Consider the following 19804-nt stretch of genomic DNA (forward strand, 5'->3'; position numbering starts at 1 on the left):
CATTATTTGCTACTCCTTAAAAGTTATTTTTGTACCAATCAGTTGCTGCTTCAATTTCTGATCTAGTTAAGCTATGCCCCATGTTTTCCCAATGTGTTACGACTTTTGCACCAGCACCGTCTAACAATGATGCTAATTCTTCTGTTTCTTGTGGTAAACAGATCGGATCATTTTTGCCAGCTCCAATGAAGACTGACACATCTTTCATATTTGGCAATTCTAATTCACGAATCGGTACCATTGGATGCAGTAGCATTGCTCCTTTAAATACATTTTCATAATGGAATAGTAGACTTCCAGCAATGTTTGCACCGTTTGAATAACCAATTACGATCATATTGTTTGAATCAAATCCATGTTCTGTGGCCGCTGATTCAATAAACTCTTTTAATTCTTTTGTACGGAAAACTAAATCTTCCATATCAAATACACCTTCAGCTAATCGCTTAAAAAAACGTGGCATTCCATTTTCACTCACATTTCCTCTTACAGATAAAACAGAAGCTTCATCATCGATCATACCTGCAATTGGTAATAGATCAAGTTCATTCCCACCTGTACCATGTAATAATAAGAATGTTGGCTTTGATGGATTACTACCTTTATTAAATACGTGCTTCATCTTCATTCTCCTTTAACTTCTCTAACAACAATAGGTTGTAAGTTATTTTCTATTATTTCACGATTTGGTTCCTGCCACTTTGGTAGCATTAACTGTTCTCCTAAATGGTCTTTATTCTCATCGATCATAAATCCTGGTGGATCAGTTGCAATTTCAAATAATAACCCACCATTTTCACGAAAATAAATTGCATTAAAGTAATTTCGATCTTTTACTTCAGTGACTCCATAATGATTGTCATATAACTTATGTTGCCATTTAACATGTTCTTCATCATTACTTGCTCTCCATGCAATATGATGGACAGTTCCTACTCCCATAGCGCCTCTTCCTACTGCTGCTAATTCAATATCGATTATATTTCCAATTTCACTAGCAGCCTTAAAACGTAAATAGTTACCCTCTTGGCCTAAGCATTCTAATTCCATTATGTTTTCCAACAGTTCAGCTGTTTTATTTGGTGCTCCAGAATATAAAACTGCACCACCAAACCCTTTAATCGCTACATCCTTTGTAACACCATTAAATTCCCAATTATTTTCTTGACCAGCTTCTCTTTCTACTAATTCAAGCTGTAAACCATGAAAGTCTTCAAATTGAAGAAATGTTTCTCCAAATCGACTTACTTTTTTTGTATTTATATTAAATGAGGCTAAACGAGTTTCCCAAAATGCCATAGCGTTAGCTGGGATTAAAAATGTTGTAATTCCTACTTGACCACTTCCGACTCTTCCTTTATATGCATTTGCCCAAGGGAAAAACGTCATTATCGTTCCTGGTTCGGCACCTTCATTTCCAAAATAAAAGTGATACGTACCCGGATCATCAAAATTAATTGTTCTCTTCACAAATCGTAAGCCTAAAATTCCAGCATAGAAATCCATATTTTCTTGTGGATCACCAACTATTGCAGTGATATGATGTATGCCTTTCATTTTTTCCATAAATATCCTCCGTTCTATTATTTATTTAATTTCCTTAATAACGTAAGTAATTGTAATTGCTCTTCTTCGGTTAATTTGCTGAATTGAGCTTGTTGAAACTCCTCTTGTGTAGGAACAATTTCTTCATACAGTTTTTGACCTATCTCTGTTAAAGAGAGATATTTGTTTTTCCATTCTACTTCTCTTTTAATCCACTGAAGCTCTTCCATTTTCTTTAATAGATGAGTCACATTTCCTTTTGTAACAACTAATTTATCAGCTAACTCTTGCTGAGTAAGACGCTTATTTCTCCCAACATGAACAATTACATCAAATTGAGCAGTCGTCAGTCCCCACTTTTTCAATTGATTATTTGATTCTCTAACATTTTTAAGATAAAAACGAGCTAATCGAAACCAAAGTAATACTGCCAAATTTTTTGATTTATTCGAAGAAGCTTCATTATGACTATTTAACATTTTTGCACCTCTTTGATCGATCTTGTTATCAGTTTAATACTAAACTGATAACTTTGCAAGTAAATGGTTTTGTCTAAATAAATACCTGTTATAAAAAATTTCTTTCGAAAAAGAAAATCGTCTCGGTCTTAACTATCTTATCAATTTCATAACTTAAATTTCTGTATTACACTACTTCTTTCAACGCTCTTAAATTCCCTTTAATTTCCTTCCTTTATTCTTTTTTTATTTAGTAATGATATAATTATGTTTAATTTCAATAACTAGAAAGACAGGTAAAGTATGTGAAAAAAGGACTACTGAAAATATGCGCAAGTATTCTAATTTTATTTCTTATCTTATTTGGATTGTATAAGCTAATGAATGCTAGATCTTTTCAGCTTTTTGGAGGATTAACAAACGAAGTACATACTAATCAAAAAGTAGTGGCTTTAACATTCGATGACGGTCCAACAAAAAATGTTGATGACATTCTTCCACTTTTGAATGAATACAATGCAAAGGCAACTTTCTTTTTAGTCGGTAATGAAATCGAAAAAAATCCTGAGGAAGCTAAAAAAATTGTGGCTGCCGGACATCAAGTTGGAAATCATACATACTCTCATAACAGAATGGTGCTTAAATCACCTTCATATATCAAAAGTGAAATCGAAAAGACAGACAAGTTGATTCGAAAAGCAGGCTATAAAGGTGAAATTGACTTCCGTCCACCGAATGGAAAAAAATTATTCGGATTACCATATTACTTACATAAACATAATCGAGAAACGATTACATGGAATATCGAACCAGATACTTTTTACACAAGTCCTGAAGAAAAATTAAATTATATAAAGAAAAATATAAAACCGGGTTCAATCATTTTAATTCATCCGATGTATGATGATACCGGTAAAGAATTAGAAACAATTAAAGAGATATTAGATTTATTAACAAAAGATGGATATAAGTTTGTCACAGTGAATGAACTTCAGAAATTAAAAGACAAGTAGCATTATGCAACTTGTCTTTTTAATTTCGCGTTAACTTTTTTCTTCAACTAAGTCTGATTTAATATAAGAATTAGTACTTAAACGATAGAGTAAAACCCCTATTGCCGTTCCAAAAGTATTTAATAACAAATCATCAATATCACAAGATCTATAATTGTATCCTAAGAATAATCCAGTAATCCCTTGAGTTAATTCAATTACTAGACTCACAGAAAAACCAATTAAGATTGTTTTAAGTTTCATGATCTTTGGGAAGAGAATCGGCCATGCTAATCCAAATGGAATAAATAATAAAATATTTCCACCAAGTTGTTTTAAAGCAATTGTAAATGAGCCATACTTTATTAAATCGATAACTCCTTTAAAAGGAACAAAATTATTTAAATAACCCAAGTTACCCTCTATCATGATTTTTATTAAATATTTTTGATAAGGAAATGGAAACAAAGTTAGATCTACTAGGAATGTAAAGTAGATTCCAAAGATTATCCAATAGGAATATTTTTGTAAAGTAATATTACTCTTTAGGAATCGATATCCAAAGAATAAAATGAAAAAAGCCATTATAAAAATACTAGGATATAAATAATTTAACAAAGATTTCCTCCTTTCACCTTCCAAGGATTAAATACTACTCTTAAAATCTTTTTCCATTTTTAACCATTAACACTTTAATATTATATTAAAATCATTATTTTATATATATGAAAATATAATCATTCTTGAGTTCTTCGATTTTTTCACTAGAATATTTACTTCAAAAATGAAATGAATATAAAATCTGATGAATATAACTTGAAAAAAAATCCAAAATAATATTGGAACATTTTGAAAAAGTCTCAAAGGAGGCATCTAGATGAAGAAACAATTACTTAAAATAACTACTCTTATATTATGTTTTGCACTAATTTTATCGCCATTAAAATCAAGTGCAGAGGAAATTCATACTCGAGTTCATGGAAATTGTGTAAGTAAATCCGCGTGTAAATTCCAAGGTGATATGAGAAAGCTTTGGATGGATCATACAATTTGGACAAGTAAGTATATTGTTAGCGCGGTTGCTGGATTACCAGATAAGGACAAAGTACTTACTCGACTTTTAAGAAATCAGCAAGATATTGGAAATGCAGTTAAACCTTATTATGGTGCTGCAGCAGGAGATCAGCTTGCTAAACTATTGACCGACCATATTGTACTGGCAGGTAAAATTATTGATGCTGCCAAAGTGAATGATATGGCAACTCTAAAAACATTAAATGATCAATGGTTTAAAAATGCAGACGATATTGCTGCATTTTTAAGTAAAGCAAATCCAAATTGGACAAATCAAGCTTTAAAAAACTTACTTTATACACATTTAAAAATAATCACAAATGAAGTTGTAACAAGAATAAAAATGGATTGGGACGGGAATGTAAAAGCATTTGATGATGGTCTTCACCACATAATCGTTCTAGCAGATGCACTGTCTTCAGGCATCATTAAGCAATTCCCAAATAAATTTAAATCTTAAACAAACGTTTGATTTATGAATTTAACAAAAAAGATGAATTTAGCTCTTACTAAATTCATCTTTTTTTTGCTTATTTTAAATCATGCAATCTTTCCATAATCCGTCTTTTTTTATAGAGCATTCTTCCAGCTTCGCCAACGTCCTCTATTGATTGTTTATTAACATATGCACCAAATATTAAACCAGCAATCGGAACCATTTGGAACAGCTTCTTCCAGCCCATGTTGTCACGGTATGTATAGAATACTTCTCTCCAACCTTCAATTTGAGAAAAGGCTTTTTTTCCTTCGATATTTGTTAACTCTTCTAATATCGCCTTTTTACCAACTATATCAGCCGAGGTAAATTGTAAGCATTTAATAATGAAAACTCTCTCCATTTGATCATTCGGATCATATCCATAAGAAATCGCTATTTCTTGAAGCGTCTTTAATGTCAGTCCTAATAAAATTGGAATATCTATCGCAATCGTAAACATTCCACCAATACCTGTCGTTGCTCCTTGAACCTTTGCAAATTGTTTACGACTAGCAATAAAACTATTCGAAACAAGATCCATTTGTTCAAGACTAAGTTGATTGACCATTTCCACTTCGGTTAATTCTTGAATAGAAAGCTCCTTACTCATCCTAGATAAAGTTGCCGGAACACTAACTAAATATTGACCACCAGCATTCACATATTTTGATAGTTCATCTAAAATAACTCCGATCTTATCGTGAATAAACTTCGGTGTAATTTTATCCAAGAGCATAAATGGAATCCTACCGATTTTCTCCCAAAAAAATACGCTTTTTTGGTCTTTTTCCCATTTTTCAATTTCATTAAGCTGCGTTATTAGATACTCTTTCGTTTCCATAAACACTCCTAAAATTTTTAATCTAAACATAGTGCCTACTAAAACTATAATGCCTTTTGTAAAAAAAACCAAAAATAAAAAAGGAGCTATCTCATAAGTCAGGTTAACAAACAAATTAGCGCCTCCATATTTTTTTAGATAATTAGCAGATTTTTATTTTATATATAAAGAATTTTTCCTTTTTAACCTTCTCGTGAATCCTCTAATAAGTTAGCAAATTTCATACTTTTGCTTTTTACTTACTCATGAACCCCTTATGAGTTACCATATTTCATATTTTTCCTTTTTTACTTACTCATGAACCCCTCATGAGTTACTATATTACATATTCCTGCTTTTTTCCTTACTCATAACCCCTCTATTAGTTACTATATTTCATCTTCCTACTTTTTTAATTACTCATTTTCCATTTATGAATTTCATCTTCTTGCTTTATAAAAACAAGGGATCCCATAAAAAGTGGGACCCCTATTCTAAGTTTTAATATGTTCTTACTACTCAACCTAAAAATCTTATCTTTTCAGGATTTCGAACCATGTAAATACTTCGATAACGATTTCCTTCTATTTCAAAACAAATTACGGTTGGCTCTTCGTCTTCACTTTTAATAATTAAACCAATTTGATTATTGATCAAAGCAATTTCGATTTCGGAAGGAGATTTTATTTTCTTCCTTACCCCAGCAAGGAATGCAACAACATTTTTCTGTAGATTGATTGGACGTAGCGCAGCCTTCGTTTTACCACCGGCGTCAGTAATTAGTACGATATCTTCAGTTAAAAGTGATATTAGCATATCTAAATTACCTGTTTCTGCAGCTTCAATAAATCGTTTTGCAATAGTTAGCTCTTGATTTAGATTTCGTTTTTCAGCTACATCCTTACTTTGGATTTTGCGTTTAAGCCTACTGAATATTTTCCGGCAATTTAATTCAGTTTTATTTAAAATATTTGCGATTGTACGGAAGTCAAACTCAAAGGCTTCTCGTAACACAAATACTGCTCTTTCAGTTGGATTTAACTGTTCTAGTAAAACTAAAAATGCGTAGGTTATCATTTCATCTAAAATCATCTTCTCCATCGGTCCATCATGTAAAACTTCAGGTAAGTTTTGAATAATCGGTTCAGGAAGCCACGGTCCTATATAGACTTCCCGTTTATTTTTTGAGGATTTTAATAGATCCAAGCAACGATTTGTCATAATTTTACATAGAAATGCTTTTATATTATTCGGCTCTTCTTTTACGGTGGATTGATTCATCTTTTGAACTGTGAGAAAAGTATCCTGTACTAAATCCTCCGAATCCTCAACCGATCCTAACATACTATATCCAATTGAAAATAATAGTGGTTTATATTGAGAATATAAATCATCTACTTCCATGAAGTATCTTCTCCTCTATTTTAAATTAGTTGAAGTTCAAGCTTTTCATTTACTAATTTAGTAGCATTTTTTGCACTCGTTAGTGATGCATTCAATAAAAGTTCTGTTTTCCCTACCCAATCTCCTGCAACATAAATGCCCTCTATGCCTACTTCATTATTTGATAAATTGTTGTCTAATTTATTAAATGGCTTTTTTATATCGTTAGAAACAACAAGCTTTGGAAGATAACGACGTGAAATCACATAGTCTCTCCAACCTGGTTGAAGTAAATCAAGTAAACCTTCTAGTTCTTCCTCATCTTTTGCTGAATCTGTTTCATTGACCGAGTTTAAATATTTCATTATATGAACTACAATTTCGCCCTCGTTATTCGATAATTTAGCTACTGCAGAATGATTTGAAAAATACCATGGTTCATCTACACCTACAGCAAAATTGAGTTTTGGATTTGGTAAACTATTCATCACAAGGTCAAGGCAGGCAGCTTTTACTGGAATCATTTGATTACATTTTTGTAAAAATGAATCTGCGATTGGCTCATCTATTAACTTAACTAAATCAATTGGGTTAATTGTTGATAACAAACAGCAAGTGTTGATCCTAGTATCGTTTTTCAAGACTAGATTAATATTTGGATAAGAGCCCGTAATTTTAGACACTATTGTATTATTTTGAATCGTAACACCAAGTTGATTCGCCTTTTTAACTAGGTCATTAACAATTGATTGCCATCCTTCGTTTATATACATTACTTTTGCACTACGAAGCTGACCAATTGCTACTCCAGCACTTATCATTTCTGAATTACTTGTAAAGGTAGTTACCCGTATAAAGGCTAAAATTAAATTCTTTACACGACGACTTGTTATTTTACTATTTAAATATTCTTCTAAACTAATATGATTGATTGCATCCAAATCCATTTTACGAATATGTCGGTAAAAACGTATAAATTCCATTTTTTCTTTCCATTTTAAATGATTACCTAAAAATAAATTAAATGCCTCGACTACTTTCATTTGATTAGATTGATCTCCAAGAATAAATGCACCACTCAATTTTGGAAACTTGCCAGAAACATTAACACCTACTTCATTTAAAATATCGATACAGTTTGTATATAATGCGTGTGCTCCAAGATTTAAATGTGCATCTCCAATTGAATTAGAAATACCTCTCCCACCTAATTTAGATGCTTTATCCAATAAAAGTACTTTTTTACCTGATTGAGCTAAATAGATTGATGCAGTTAATCCAGCAATGCCACCACCTAATACAGTAACATCCCATTTTTGACCATCTATTTGATTTAAATTCATAAATTATCTCTCCCTTTCGTTTTCTTCACTAATTAAGACGAATGAATCTCAAAAAATGTGACATAAAGTAGAGCAGGACAAAGACAAATATTAGAAATGATGAAAATAATTTTTTATTTAGGCTTCGACAGGCTTTTCTTCACTTACAACGAATAGTCAATTGCATCAAAACATAAAATTACTTTGACAGATAGAGTAATTATTGTTAACATTACTCTATCAGGTAGAATAATAATATAGTAGGTGGATTTATGGTTAGAAGTGACATCATACGGGGACATCTTGACTCGATCATATTAAAACTAATTTCTGAGAAAGACCGCTATGGATATGAGATCTCTCAAGAAATTGGGTTACGGACAGACAATCGGTTTCAAATTAAAGAAGCAACACTATATGCTGTTTTTCAACGCTTAGAAAAAAAGGAACTAGTGGAAGCATATTTTGGTGATATTACGCATGGTGGAAAAAGAAAATATTACAAAATTACTTCATTAGGAAAAGCATATTTAAGTGAATTAGTAAAAGAATGGCAGGAAGTAAAAGAAATTATTGATCTATTCATGGAGGAGTTACAATGAAAAAAATTAGAAACCATATTGAAGAACTATTTAAGGATGTTCCTAAGATAGAGCAAACAGAAATAGTTAAACAGGAGATCATTCAGAACTTAGAAGAAAAAGTCATGTTTTTAATGGAAAATGGTAAGGAAGAAGAAGATGCTATAAACAAAGCAATCGTAGATTTTGGTGACATTGAGGAGTTAAAGAAAGAACTTGGTGTTAAAAAACCTGATAGCAAAAAAGCAAATTTCGCAAAGCTAAATTTATCCTATTCAATTTGGGGCAGTGGCTTACTAATCGCTTTCTTCTTATTTATTAATTTTTACTATACTCCAAAGACTATTTGGTTTGTGTACCCAACGTTTGGTCTATTATGGTGGCCTCTTTCAATGTATTTCTACTGGCAACGTAAAAAGTGAGGTGAAAAACAGTGAAAAATTATATCGGTTTTGCAACTGCAGGCTGTATTATGACGATGATTTTTTTTATGCTTGTTAATTTTATTACATCTCCTAGCACAATTTGGTTCATTTACCCATGTTTTTTCATTTTATTTTGGCCAATTAGTTTATATTTCATTGGAAAAAGATCGATGAAGCAATTCTCACTCTTTAGTAGCATTATACTTCTAGCTTTCTTGTTAACGGAGAACTTAATTCACTCACCAGATTATCTTTGGTTTTTCTATGCAGCTTTTCCAATTATTAGCTGGCCAATCCTCATGCATTTAGGTAAAAGAGCTAGAACATTATCGATTGCTCTCCTTGGTAGTATTATTACGATCGCATACTATGGCTTTTTAAATTTGATTGCTTCCCCAGAGTATCCCTGGGTCATTTATCCAGCATTTGCAATTATTTGGTGGCCATTAGCAATTTATCATGCGAAAAGAAAATCGTTTGTAACATTTTCATTTACAGCTAGCATATTAATTAGTATTTTCTTTATCATTGTAAATGTCATTTCATCCCCAGATACAATTTGGGCAGTATATCCAATTTTTGCAGTCATTTGGTGGCCTTTAAGTATGTATTTTTATAGTTATAAAAAGAAACAAATATAGATAATAATTATACGTTTATTAGCTAAATGGACTTCAATTTACGGGGTCCTTTTTATTTTTTTAAAGAGTAAAAGCGATTCTCTTTTAAAGAATCGCTCCAGAGTGTATACATTGATTGATTATAAGACTGTCTATAAAATCTTATTCTGCTTCAGAAACTAATGTAAAACGTTCATTTAAATGCTGAGGATTTTCAACCTCGTCTAGTAATGCAATGGCATAGTCAGCATAACTTACGTAGCTGTTACCTTTTTTATTAACAATAAAATTGTCTTTTCCTTTTTGATAAGTTCCAGTTCGTTTACCGTTCGGATCAAAAAATGCCGCTGGACTAATAAACGTCCAATTAATATCAGTTGCTTTTTGTAAATCATAAAGACCTTTTGTCATATTTGAAGCAGTAGCAAAATATTCTTTCGGAAATTCAGGAGTGTCAACTAATTGAATCTTTTTTTCTTCATCAACATACAAGCTTCCTGCACCACCCACTACGACTAGTCTAGTGTCTTTAGCACCTTTTAAAGCATTAATTAAGACATTCCCAGCTTCAATATAAAGATGCTCTTGACCATCAGCTGCTTTAAATGCATTGACTACAACATCAAATTGCTTTATGTCATTTGAATTTAAATCAAATAAATCCTTCTCCAATACTGATACTGTTTTATTTGTTAATTTAGAAGAATTTCTCACGATTGCTGTTACCTCATGCCCTCTGTCCACTGCTTCTTTTAAAATAAGGCTCCCTGCTTTTCCTGTTGCTCCAATAATACCAATTTTCATCTTTTCTTCCTCCTAAATTTTTTTGAATGTATCGTATAACTAAAGTAGTTACAACTAATTTGAAAAAATATAAAAGATGTAACAAAAACAGTTACATCGCTTACAAAAAAAATTGAATGATATTATCCAATTTTTTTGCTTAATACTGTAATTAATTCTTCCATAGTAATTTCATCCAGTATTTTTTCCATTGCTTCTTGTGCTCGATTTAAGATCAGTTCTAGCACTGCTTGAATATTTGCACCAACTGGACAATTCGGATTCGGTTTCTCATGAAATTGAAAAAGTTCCCCTTCTTCTACAACTTCAACTGCTTTATAAACATCTAAAAGAGTAATTTCATTTAAAGGCTTTTGAAGTGAAGCTCCACCGGTTCCTCGACGGACTTGAATTAAGCCAGCATTCTTAAGTTTTCCCATCACTCTTCTAATTACGACCGGATTAGTATTCACACTTCCTGCAATCCATTCGGAAGTACAAAGCGTACTATTCTCAATCGTGACCAAAGATAAAATATGAACAGCAACGGTAAAACGACTACTGATTTTCATAGGATTCAACCTCCGATGTAACCATTATAGTTACAACTATTATTAATTGTCAATAATATTTATTTTACACTAACTTTTGAGCGAATATATTTTTTTATTTAATAAAGCACTTAGATTAGTGCCTCAGTAGCCAGAATAACTAGCAAAAATGGAAAAAATTGGTTGTGCAACATTAGTAAATAATTTAACATTAACTTGTACGAAGATTAATAAAAAGGGTGAAAAACATGAATGGAAATGATATCGCTTATCTAATTTGCTTTACGTTAATAGGTTTGTTTTTACTTGTCTTTGGAATCATGTATAAAAAAGAAGCACATGCGGGTTTAAAAAATAGTGGAGTTGGAGGAAATGGTGTTAGTGGAATAGGTGCTATATTATTCTTCTTGCCTCATTGGGTATATAAATCGATATTTATTGCTTTAGGTGCGTTCCTAACGATTGGAATTTGGTACGTAATGTTTTTTTACACTAAATAAAAAGACTTAAAAAGAAAGAAGCTATTAAAAAATAGCTTCTTTCTTTACGCAATAAATGACATAATTCCTAAAACACCTATCAATAAAACTAGCAATTTTATTTACTAATCCTAAGTGAGTTGTGACATTATTTCGAAACAAACTTGCCCTCTTACGCTTACTTTACATTAATCCATATAAAGCTATGCCACCAAAAATAATGATAATAATACCAGATAAACGGTTAATTAATGTTAAAGACCGATCATTAATACGAGTTCTAAATAGTCCGACTCCACTGCTTAATATTATCCACCATAAGCTTGAACCACAAAAAACACCTACTACTAAAATGACAGATGAAACAATATTACTATCTGAATTCGAAATTCCTAATCCGGCAAAAATGGCGATAAATGATAAAATCGTCATTGGGTTTGTCAGCGTTAAAAATAACACTGATAAAAACGCATTAATAATATTTTTCTTCTGCGTATCGGATTGAGTAAAGCTAGCTTTTGAAATAAGTGTTTTTACACCTAAATAACAGAGGAAAAAACCACCGATTAACTGAATCCAAAAATGCTGACCAATTAAAAAATTCATAATGACAGTTAATCCAAAGCCTGCAATTAAACCATAAATACCATCAGCTGTAGCTGCACCAAGACCAGAAACTAAACCAACCATTCTTCCATACGCTAGAGTTCTCCGTATACACAGTACTCCAATTGGACCAACAGGTGCGGCAATTGATAGGCCAATTAATAATCCTTTAATATAAAATTCAAGATTCATATTACACTCCTTACTCTATAGAAAATTTATGTTTTTGTAGTGGTAGTCGAAAAGTTTCTTTCGTTGTATCCATTACAATTGTTGTTTTTGTTCTTATTACACCCTTTAAACCTTTGATTTCAAGACTAATTACGCGATCCAAGTCTTTTGTATTTCTACTTCTTATTTTTAATAAATAATCATCTTCACCTGCAATATGGTGACATTCCTGTACTTCCTCTAATTGATTAACAAGCTCTAAGAAAGGAGCTCTATTGTCAGGTCGCTCAAGTGAGACAGCTACAAACGCAGTTAATTCACTTCCAACTTTTTCAGGATCAACTAGCACACCAAATCCTTTAAGTACACCCTGTTCAATTAATCGGTTTACACGTTCAGCAGTAGCTGGAGCTGACAATCCAACCTCACTAGCTAAATCCGCCCACTTTATTCTAGAATTATCCATCAATCGATTAATAATTTTCAAATCGTAAGAATCCATTTTAAAATACCTTCTTATTATAAGTTTTATTTAATTTTACTTATTTTATGAAAGTAATTCAATATATTCAAATACAAATCTTTCTAATTATTAGATTTTAATAAACATATTTATTTACTAATCTTAATAAGATGAAAAAGGAAGACAATCTTTTCGAAAGGGGCGTCATTTTATGAAAAGAGACCCGTTTGAATATCGAAAAAGACTAAGAGAACGAGAAAGAGAAAGAGAGTTTAATGAAGAAAATGAAAGAGAATCTAATGAAGAGAAAGAAGTAAAACAAAAAGAAGAAAGACCACAAACACATGTACATGAATTTGTGGCAAGTACTAAATTGGCAGAGGAAGGTGACGACCGTCATAATCATCGTTTTGCTGGCGTTACAAGTGAGGTTATTCCAGTAGGAAGACACAGTCATATACATCGAATTATAGTAAATACAGATTTTCTCGATCATCATCACGAGGTTATTATTGAAACAGGTCCCCCTATTCCGGTAGGAAACGGTAAGCATGTTCATTTTGTAAAAGGAATGACAACGATCAATGATGATCATGAACACAATCTTGAATTCGCAACTTTAATTGATAGACCATTAGTATAAGAAATCATAAAAATCAATTTATGTATATTTCATTAAAAATAATATACATAATTTTTATTCTGAATAAATTAAGGGGCTGTCTCATAAGTCAGGTTAACTGACGGCTAGATACCCCTCTTTTATTTTTCAAATTATTTCTGTTATAAAAACGAGGGTTCCCTAAAAAGTTAGATTTTTGGGACACCCTTTTTTATGAAATCCTAAGTATTCCTCAATCCTTCAGTATTCATCAACACAATTCTCCATCCATCCGGGTCTTCGAATGTAATACTTTTTTCGAGCCAATAAGGATTCTCTGGTTCAACCTCAAAATACCCCAAATTATTTAATCGGTTTTTGACTAGATCTATTTCAGATTTATTAGTTATATAAAATACTAATAGATTATCCTTTGTTGGAGCAGGACAAGGACTTCCGTCAATATGTTGAGTAAATTCTAAATGGTATTCAACACCGGGTAATCCGAGCATGATTCCATCATACCCATCGTGATTTTGAAAACCGCCTACACGTTTTAAGCCTAGCCCGTCTCCATAGAACTTACTTATTTCTTGTAATTTGTTTGTAGGTCTTGCAATTCTAAACTGAACCCAGTTTTTCATTGTTATCACCTGATCCCTTAATAACTTGATGCTGCCCATTCATCATTTAGCTTTTTGGATATTTGTGTGTAGAGCTTCAATTCTTGAATCAAGCCATCCACTAAATAAGATGTATTTTCCCCTAACGCTGTACCCTCTGATATAAAATCTGATGGATCAATCACAACTTGCTTCGATAATACATTTGCATATAATGCTCTTAAAACAATTCTCATATTGTTAAGTGCATTAATTCCACCCTTTCCTCCGCCGGATACAGCTAATATTGCAACTGGCTTATCTTTAAAGTGTTTGCTCCCTAAAAAGTCAAAGGCGTTTTTTAATGCTCCACTCATTCCACCATGATATTCTGGTGTTGCAACAATTACAGCATCAGCATTTTCTAATTGTGATCTTAGTTTTTGGATATTTGCTATTTCATTTTGCTCTTCTTGTCCATTGTAGATTGGCAATACTAATTCACTTAAATCAATTGTTTTTACATTGTATTTTTTCGAGATAATTGACGTTAATTTACCCGTACGTCCTTCTTTTCTTGGACTACCATTAATCATTATAATATTCATGTTTTCCACTCCTTTGATTTGTACTTTTAGTATAGTCAATTGATAAAGTCCAAACTTCAGTCGTTTGATAGAACTTTTCTACACGTTTAGGTGTATATAAAAATAAAAAAAATCTACAACTAAAGTTGTAGATTTAGGTGTGTAGACAAAGTCCTAAAAACTTGGTTTTCAGACTGACAGCCTTTCGTTTACTCGATTACCATTATCTTCGTACATTTTTTGATAAACTTTAATATTTTGGTAAACCAATTCAAGCAATTTAGCAGATTGACCATTTTTATTTGCAAGTTCTAGTAAATACCCTTGCAAATGATCTCCCTCTACCAATGAACTTTTTTCCATATCCCTCTGCAAAGAGGACTTCATATCATAACCAATTGCATCGATTGATTTCATGTGCTCATCAACAATATTTTCAGAAATAGGTGCACCATGAGACCTCATAATATTGGCACATTCTTCAAATAATTCGCGGATAGTAGCTCTTCCACCTTCACTCTCTCTAATTGGACCAATTGGGGCACGCATAAGAGACGTAACGCCAGACATCACGGTAATAAACAAATATTTATGCCACATATCACGTTCAATCTGTTTACTATGGACAAAGTCAGCTTTTGAACCGCTAAATGCATCAGCAATTCTTTTAATACGGTCAGTTTCTTTGCTTAAGAATTCGCCAAATACAAGTCTAGCTGCTTTACTTGTTTGAGCAACTTCCCCAGCTTCATTCAAAGTTGTCTCAATGAAACATAAACCACCGATTACCTTTTCTTCACCAAATGCCTGCTTTAAAAGATTTAAATGAGCAATGCCATTCAAAAGAGGTAAAATAACAGTGTGATCACCTACGAACGGTTTTACATCCAAAATAGCGTTGCCTAAATGGTATGACTTAGTCGAGAAAAGTACGATGTCAAAAACTTCGGCAGGACTGTTTGCTGTAATTAGATTCGGTTGAAATGAAAAATCACCATTAACACTACGAATGACCAAGCCAGTTTCCTCTAGCTGTTTTTTCCGATTAGCGCGTACTAGAAAAGTGACATCTTCTCCTTTTTCTACTAAGCGTCCTCCAAAATAACCGCCAACTCCTCCAGCTCCTAATACAAGAATTCGCATAACACTCTTCCTTTCTATTAAAAATTAAAAATCTGTAACTCGCTAATGTCTATTTCAAAATTCTTTCAAAATTCCGTTTCGAACTGCGTAAAGTGCCAGTTGGGTTCGATCTTGAAGCTGAGTCTTTGCTAAAATATTCGAAACATGGGTTTTTACAGTTTTTTCTGTAATAAATAAAGATGCTGCTATTTCTTTATTACTCTTTCCTCTCGTAATTTCCTTCAAAACATCCATTTCTCGTTTCGTTAATTTATCTTGAAATGTCTCATTCTTCGTTTCTATTTTCCCAGTCAAAGCAGTAACTAGTTGAGTCGTAACTTTCGAATGAAACTGTTTTTCTCCATCGTGTATCTTTCGTATTGCGGAAACGAGCTCATCTGGGTCACTATCTTTTAAATAATATCCTGCTGCACCCGCTTCAATAGCAGGTAAAATATGATCTTGATCATAAAAACTAGTTAATATCATCACCTTAACAGCTATGCCCTCTATTTTTATTCTTTTAGTTGCTTCAATTCCATCTAGAACTGGCATCGCTAAATCCATGATGACAATATCAGGTCTTAATTCTTTTACTAAGTTTAATGCCTCTTCTCCGTTCGATGCCTCTCCAATGACCTCGATATCATCTTGCGTATTTAAGAAGAAACTAAGTCCTCTCCTCACTACATGATGATCATCAGCAATTAATATTCTAATAGACATAAAACCCTCCTTCTCAAAAAGGAATACTCGTTGTAATTTTAGTTCCTTTATTTAAATCACTTTCAACTAAAAACGACCCTTTTATCGATTCAACTCTTTCCTTCATGCTTCTCAAACCTAATGTTGGGATTTGTACATCCTTTGGGCATATAAATCCTACACCTTGGTCTCGAATCGTCATTTTTGCTTTCTTTGTACTGATTGATAACTGTAAATATACTGTATTTTGTCCTGAATGTTTTCTACAATTATTAAACGCTTCCTGACCTACACGCCATAACGTTTCTTCTATATTAGATGGTAATATTGTTGTACCTTTTACATTACTAATTACTTTTAATCCTAGCATTTCACCGTAGTTAATTAATGCACTAACTATTCCTTTTTCAATACCCTGTGGTCTAAGTTGCCATATTAAAGCTTTCATTTCTGCTTGTGCTTCTTGGGCAATTTGTTGAATATGATTAAATGTATCTTTTAACTTCGGGCTGTCGGATACATTTGCACCTGCTTTAGCAGTTACATTAATCGAAAACAATAATTGACTAACTGAGTCATGCAAGTCTTTCGCAAGACGATTTCTTTCTTGAATCAACTCAAACTCTTTTACCTTCTCAGTTAATTGAATTCGTTTAATTGCCGTTCCAATTTGCAACGCAACTGCACCTAGTAAATTCAATTCTTCTTGATCAAATTTTAATTTATTAGAAGCAGCAACGTTTAATAAACCAAACGATTCTTCCCCTGCTTGCAATGGTACAGTCGCATGGTGAGTGACACTATTTGTTTCTCCCCAATTATAAATAACGGAGTCTTCTAATCTTTTACATTCCATTATGTTTGAAGCCTTATTGAGTCTACCGGTATTATATTTATTTACACACCAACAATCTCCATTACACATTGGCTTAGCTTCTTCGTTCATAAGAGCTGGAGGTAATTCATGTGAAGCGACTAATTCGAAGTCCCCATTTTTATCAATTAAAAAAATCCATCCTGTATCTAGACCCGTGACTTGAACTAATTTGGCTAAGGCACAATTGAGGGTACTGTGTAAATCAGTACCCTCGTTTAATATTTCCGCAATTTCTTTTAATACTTGTAGCTCTAAAAGAAATGATTCTTTTTTCATGACTATGCTAATTCCGTCATTCTACGATCAAGTTGTTCAAGCACCATTGGCCACGCTTGCTCGTGTTGGTCTCTTGATAATTCATCCGGGAAACCTGCATGTGTCAATTTAATAACTGCTGCTCCACTTTCATTTGTAGAAAACTCTACAGTAACTACAGTCTCCGTTTTTGAACCTGATGTGAACCAAGTAATCTCAACAAGTTGATTGTGCTCAAGCTTTAAAAAGCGGCCATAATGAGGATGACGTTTATCTTCAAAATGCGTCTCAAAGAAAAATACAGAATTAACCTCTGCCTTCATAATTACCGAACCTGGCGCAGCAAACCAATCACCGAATCTTTTTGTCCAAGCTTCATACAATACATCTAATGAATTTTCCATTACTCGTTCCACCGTGAGACTATTTGGTCTGCTCGATAAATCTGGGTAACTAATAATATTCATAACAATACCTCCAGAAATCATTTTTTATTCATTTTCATTAATAATAGCTAGTACTTGGTGGTCTTCCCATTTCCCATTTATACGGACATTTTTCTTGGCAATTCCCTCTTTATGGAAGCCCGCTTTTTCCAATACTCTTATTGAACCAATGTTATGCGGCATTACACCTGCTTCAATGCGATGTAGTGCCAATTCATTAAAGGCATATTCTACAGTTAGCTTTACAGCTTCAGTTGTATATCCTTTACCATTTTGCTGTTCATCTAAAGAATAGCCAACAAAACAACTTTGTAAATCTCCCCTTAAAATCTCTGAAAGCATTGAAAAACCTATCAAGGCATTCGTTTCCTTTAAAAAGATACCAAAGCCATAATACAGATCATTGTCGCTTTTCTCTTTATATGACTTAATACGTTCCTGCTGAGCTTCCAAAGTGTAGAAACTCTCGTCTTTTATATATGTAAAAGGTTTAAAAAACTCTCTATTTCGAACTTCGTATGATAAAAATTCCTCAGCATCTGCTACTTCTAAATGTCTTAAATATATATTATTCCCAACTAATTTCATCTTTTTCGCACTCCTTGCTTTTCCTAACTTTTTAAACGCCTGTTGCCCATAGTATTCTTGGATCGATTTTACGGACTAGACGATACGCTATCGGTTTAAAACCATTTTTTGGCCAGAATCTCGAGGATTCTAAATTCGTTATTCTCCAATCTGTTTCGCAAAGTTTATAGCCTTCTTTTTCAACAAAAGCAAGTCCATGCTGTAATAAGGCCGTGCTAACACCCATTCCACGAGAAGATTCGACTGTTGCTCCTACTACTAAACTAATGCAAGATTCAGGTGTTAATAAATTCTCGTCAGATGCTGCCGCTGGCTCAAATACTTGAAAACCTACAATCTCGTTTTTATAGAGCGCTATCCATAAAGTTGCAGCTTCATCATTGATGATCTCTGCGTAACCTTCCTGATAGTCTCCTCTTTCTTCAATAAAACCTGGTGCAAATACCGGTGACCTAGCTTGATGTTCCATGATCACAGTTGCTAATTCACGTATTCTTTTTTCATCTTCACTAGTAGCCACTCGAATCTGTATATCTTCAAATACTTTATCCGTCGAAACTGACAGATCACGTATTCCATGAACCTGCTCATAAGCAAATCCTAAATGAAGCCAAGCATCTAAAGTCGATTTATTTCCACTTGGTAACATAACATAATGATTAAATGAACCAAGCTCTACCATTTTCTTGGCAAACTCTGCATATAATTCACGATATAATTCTGCATCTTCACTTTTTGCTATGGCCATTCCTGCATACTTAATCCAAGTATGACGCTCTCGATTTTTATCTGTTTGAATTGACCCAATCATATAGCCAACTAACTCGGAATCATTCATCGCTGCAATACCAAAACTATTCTTTTCATTAAAAAGCGCCTCAATAGCTTTCTTCGCATACTTAGCCTCTTCAAATTTAGATGGTAATTCAGGGTTTATACTTCGGTCATACATATGACGGATAGCCAAAAGACTAGCCGCTTCATCTAAGTGTATATTTTCGAACGCAATAAATTTCATAACAAACCTCCTTGCAACTTTTACAAGTGAAACTACTTAAATTATCTTTTCATTCACTCATTACTAGTTCCATAAAAAGAGCATTACTTCCTGCTTATAGCGGGATAATGCTCTTTTTCATCTAGTAATATTCAACAACAATCCCATGTGTATAGGACATTAGTGAAATCCTTTTTTACTAGATCCTCTTTTTTAAAGAAGTCTTTCTTACTATTGGTTCAATTTCAACTGAATCTTTAACAGTAGACTCAA

The 19804-nt window shown here is 32.8% G+C and carries 26 protein-coding genes; 7 read left to right on the forward strand and 19 right to left on the reverse strand.

Annotated features, from left to right (window positions below; all coding sequences use genetic code 11):
• Window positions 1–16: 16 nt before the first annotated feature.
• Genes B6K90_RS08730 through B6K90_RS08740 form a run of 3 tightly spaced genes read right to left on the reverse strand, consistent with a single transcriptional unit; the run spans window position 17 to window position 2024 of the window.
• Window positions 17–622, reverse strand: coding sequence for an alpha/beta hydrolase (locus B6K90_RS08730; RefSeq protein ID WP_088012361.1), 606 nt, complete (start codon window positions 620–622; stop codon window positions 17–19).
• Window positions 623–624: 2 nt separating this feature from the next.
• Window positions 625–1566 carry a ring-cleaving dioxygenase gene (locus tag B6K90_RS08735; RefSeq protein WP_088012362.1) on the reverse strand — a complete coding sequence of 314 codons (942 nt, stop codon included), beginning with the start codon at window positions 1564–1566 and terminating at the stop codon, window positions 625–627.
• Window positions 1567–1583: 17 nt separating this feature from the next.
• A complete protein-coding gene (locus tag B6K90_RS08740; RefSeq protein WP_088012363.1) occupies window positions 1584–2024 on the reverse strand; it encodes a MarR family winged helix-turn-helix transcriptional regulator in 441 nt (146 codons plus the stop codon).
• A gap of 284 nt (window positions 2025–2308) precedes the next feature.
• Here B6K90_RS08740 and B6K90_RS08745 point away from each other — a divergent pair, with 284 nt between their 5' ends.
• Entirely contained in the window at window positions 2309–3016 is a 708-nt protein-coding gene (locus B6K90_RS08745; protein WP_088012364.1) for a polysaccharide deacetylase family protein, read from the forward strand.
• A 30-nt stretch (window positions 3017–3046) separates the two neighbouring features.
• On the opposite strand, the gene B6K90_RS08750 is transcribed toward B6K90_RS08745, so the two are convergent.
• On the reverse strand, window positions 3047–3613 hold the full coding sequence (locus B6K90_RS08750; protein ID WP_088012365.1) for a VanZ family protein: 567 nt from the start codon (window positions 3611–3613) through the stop codon (window positions 3047–3049).
• 259 nt (window positions 3614–3872) lie between these two features.
• Here B6K90_RS08750 and B6K90_RS08755 point away from each other — a divergent pair, with 259 nt between their 5' ends.
• Complete coding sequence (locus tag B6K90_RS08755) at window positions 3873–4529, forward strand: glycosyltransferase (RefSeq protein WP_088012366.1); 657 nt, start codon at window positions 3873–3875, stop codon at window positions 4527–4529.
• A gap of 70 nt (window positions 4530–4599) precedes the next feature.
• On the opposite strand, the gene B6K90_RS08760 is transcribed toward B6K90_RS08755, so the two are convergent.
• The 3 genes from B6K90_RS08760 to B6K90_RS08770 all read right to left on the reverse strand — a co-directional run bounded on the left by B6K90_RS08760 (window position 4600) and on the right by B6K90_RS08770 (window position 8093).
• A complete protein-coding gene (locus tag B6K90_RS08760; protein ID WP_088012686.1) occupies window positions 4600–5388 on the reverse strand; it encodes an EcsC family protein in 789 nt (262 codons plus the stop codon).
• Window positions 5389–5886: 498 nt separating this feature from the next.
• The gene (gene sigJ / locus B6K90_RS08765; protein WP_088012367.1) at window positions 5887–6771 is read right to left on the reverse strand and encodes an RNA polymerase sigma factor SigJ; all 885 of its coding nucleotides are present in this window, start codon (window positions 6769–6771) and stop codon (window positions 5887–5889) included.
• 20 nt (window positions 6772–6791) lie between these two features.
• Window positions 6792–8093, reverse strand: a complete 1302-nt coding sequence (locus B6K90_RS08770; protein ID WP_088012368.1) for an NAD(P)/FAD-dependent oxidoreductase — start codon at window positions 8091–8093, stop codon at window positions 6792–6794.
• Between the two features lie 251 nt (window positions 8094–8344).
• On the opposite strand from B6K90_RS08770, the gene B6K90_RS08775 reads away from it, so the two are divergent.
• From B6K90_RS08775 to B6K90_RS08785, 3 genes are read left to right on the forward strand one after another with little or no spacing between them, the layout of a single operon-like run.
• On the forward strand, window positions 8345–8674 hold the full coding sequence (locus B6K90_RS08775) for a PadR family transcriptional regulator (RefSeq protein ID WP_088012369.1): 330 nt from the start codon (window positions 8345–8347) through the stop codon (window positions 8672–8674).
• Entirely contained in the window at window positions 8671–9075 is a 405-nt protein-coding gene (locus B6K90_RS08780; protein WP_088012370.1) for a permease prefix domain 1-containing protein, read from the forward strand. Before B6K90_RS08775 ends, B6K90_RS08780 begins: the two co-directional genes overlap by 4 nt.
• Before the next feature lie 11 nt (window positions 9076–9086).
• Complete coding sequence (locus B6K90_RS08785) at window positions 9087–9719, forward strand: hypothetical protein (protein WP_088012371.1); 633 nt, start codon at window positions 9087–9089, stop codon at window positions 9717–9719.
• Window positions 9720–9860: 141 nt separating this feature from the next.
• On the opposite strand, the gene B6K90_RS08790 is transcribed toward B6K90_RS08785, so the two are convergent.
• Window positions 9861–10502 (reverse strand): NAD(P)-dependent oxidoreductase, encoded by a 642-nt coding sequence (locus tag B6K90_RS08790; RefSeq protein ID WP_088012372.1) that lies wholly within the window; start codon window positions 10500–10502, stop codon window positions 9861–9863.
• A 122-nt stretch (window positions 10503–10624) separates the two neighbouring features.
• Window positions 10625–11053: an Rrf2 family transcriptional regulator gene (locus tag B6K90_RS08795; RefSeq protein WP_088012373.1), complete on the reverse strand. Its 429-nt coding sequence runs from the start codon at window positions 11051–11053 to the stop codon at window positions 10625–10627.
• 227 nt (window positions 11054–11280) lie between these two features.
• On the opposite strand from B6K90_RS08795, the gene B6K90_RS08800 reads away from it, so the two are divergent.
• Window positions 11281–11532, forward strand: a complete 252-nt coding sequence (locus tag B6K90_RS08800) for a hypothetical protein (RefSeq protein ID WP_088012374.1) — start codon at window positions 11281–11283, stop codon at window positions 11530–11532.
• Between the two features lie 162 nt (window positions 11533–11694).
• Here the strand turns inward: B6K90_RS08800 and B6K90_RS08805 are convergent, their stop codons facing one another.
• Both B6K90_RS08805 and B6K90_RS08810 read right to left on the reverse strand, forming a co-directional pair.
• Window positions 11695–12309 carry a LysE family translocator gene (locus B6K90_RS08805; RefSeq protein ID WP_088012375.1) on the reverse strand — a complete coding sequence of 205 codons (615 nt, stop codon included), beginning with the start codon at window positions 12307–12309 and terminating at the stop codon, window positions 11695–11697.
• 10 nt (window positions 12310–12319) lie between these two features.
• Complete coding sequence (locus tag B6K90_RS08810; RefSeq protein ID WP_088012376.1) at window positions 12320–12790, reverse strand: Lrp/AsnC family transcriptional regulator; 471 nt, start codon at window positions 12788–12790, stop codon at window positions 12320–12322.
• A 172-nt stretch (window positions 12791–12962) separates the two neighbouring features.
• On the opposite strand from B6K90_RS08810, the gene B6K90_RS08815 reads away from it, so the two are divergent.
• Window positions 12963–13394 carry a YmaF family protein gene (locus B6K90_RS08815; RefSeq protein ID WP_088012377.1) on the forward strand — a complete coding sequence of 144 codons (432 nt, stop codon included), beginning with the start codon at window positions 12963–12965 and terminating at the stop codon, window positions 13392–13394.
• A 200-nt stretch (window positions 13395–13594) separates the two neighbouring features.
• On the opposite strand, the gene B6K90_RS08820 is transcribed toward B6K90_RS08815, so the two are convergent.
• The 8 genes from B6K90_RS08820 to B6K90_RS08855 form a co-directional block, all read right to left on the reverse strand.
• Complete coding sequence (locus tag B6K90_RS08820) at window positions 13595–13996, reverse strand: VOC family protein (protein WP_088012378.1); 402 nt, start codon at window positions 13994–13996, stop codon at window positions 13595–13597.
• A 17-nt stretch (window positions 13997–14013) separates the two neighbouring features.
• Entirely contained in the window at window positions 14014–14562 is a 549-nt protein-coding gene (locus tag B6K90_RS08825) for an NADPH-dependent FMN reductase (RefSeq protein ID WP_088012379.1), read from the reverse strand.
• A 168-nt stretch (window positions 14563–14730) separates the two neighbouring features.
• A complete protein-coding gene (locus tag B6K90_RS08830; protein ID WP_088012380.1) occupies window positions 14731–15684 on the reverse strand; it encodes a ketopantoate reductase family protein in 954 nt (317 codons plus the stop codon).
• A gap of 54 nt (window positions 15685–15738) precedes the next feature.
• Window positions 15739–16389, reverse strand: a complete 651-nt coding sequence (locus B6K90_RS08835) for a response regulator (protein WP_088012381.1) — start codon at window positions 16387–16389, stop codon at window positions 15739–15741.
• Window positions 16390–16402: 13 nt separating this feature from the next.
• Window positions 16403–17521: a GAF domain-containing sensor histidine kinase gene (locus B6K90_RS08840; RefSeq protein WP_088012382.1), complete on the reverse strand. Its 1119-nt coding sequence runs from the start codon at window positions 17519–17521 to the stop codon at window positions 16403–16405.
• A 2-nt stretch (window positions 17522–17523) separates the two neighbouring features.
• Window positions 17524–17967: an SRPBCC family protein gene (locus B6K90_RS08845; RefSeq protein WP_139840704.1), complete on the reverse strand. Its 444-nt coding sequence runs from the start codon at window positions 17965–17967 to the stop codon at window positions 17524–17526.
• A gap of 24 nt (window positions 17968–17991) precedes the next feature.
• Window positions 17992–18534: a GNAT family N-acetyltransferase gene (locus B6K90_RS08850; RefSeq protein ID WP_088012383.1), complete on the reverse strand. Its 543-nt coding sequence runs from the start codon at window positions 18532–18534 to the stop codon at window positions 17992–17994.
• Between the two features lie 31 nt (window positions 18535–18565).
• Window positions 18566–19552 carry a GNAT family N-acetyltransferase gene (locus B6K90_RS08855; protein WP_088012384.1) on the reverse strand — a complete coding sequence of 329 codons (987 nt, stop codon included), beginning with the start codon at window positions 19550–19552 and terminating at the stop codon, window positions 18566–18568.
• Between the last annotated feature and the right edge of the window lie 252 nt (window positions 19553–19804).

Origin of the sequence: Gottfriedia acidiceleris (genome assembly GCF_002128425.1) — a bacterium.
Lineage (GTDB): Bacteria > Bacillota > Bacilli > Bacillales > Bacillaceae_G > Gottfriedia > Gottfriedia acidiceleris.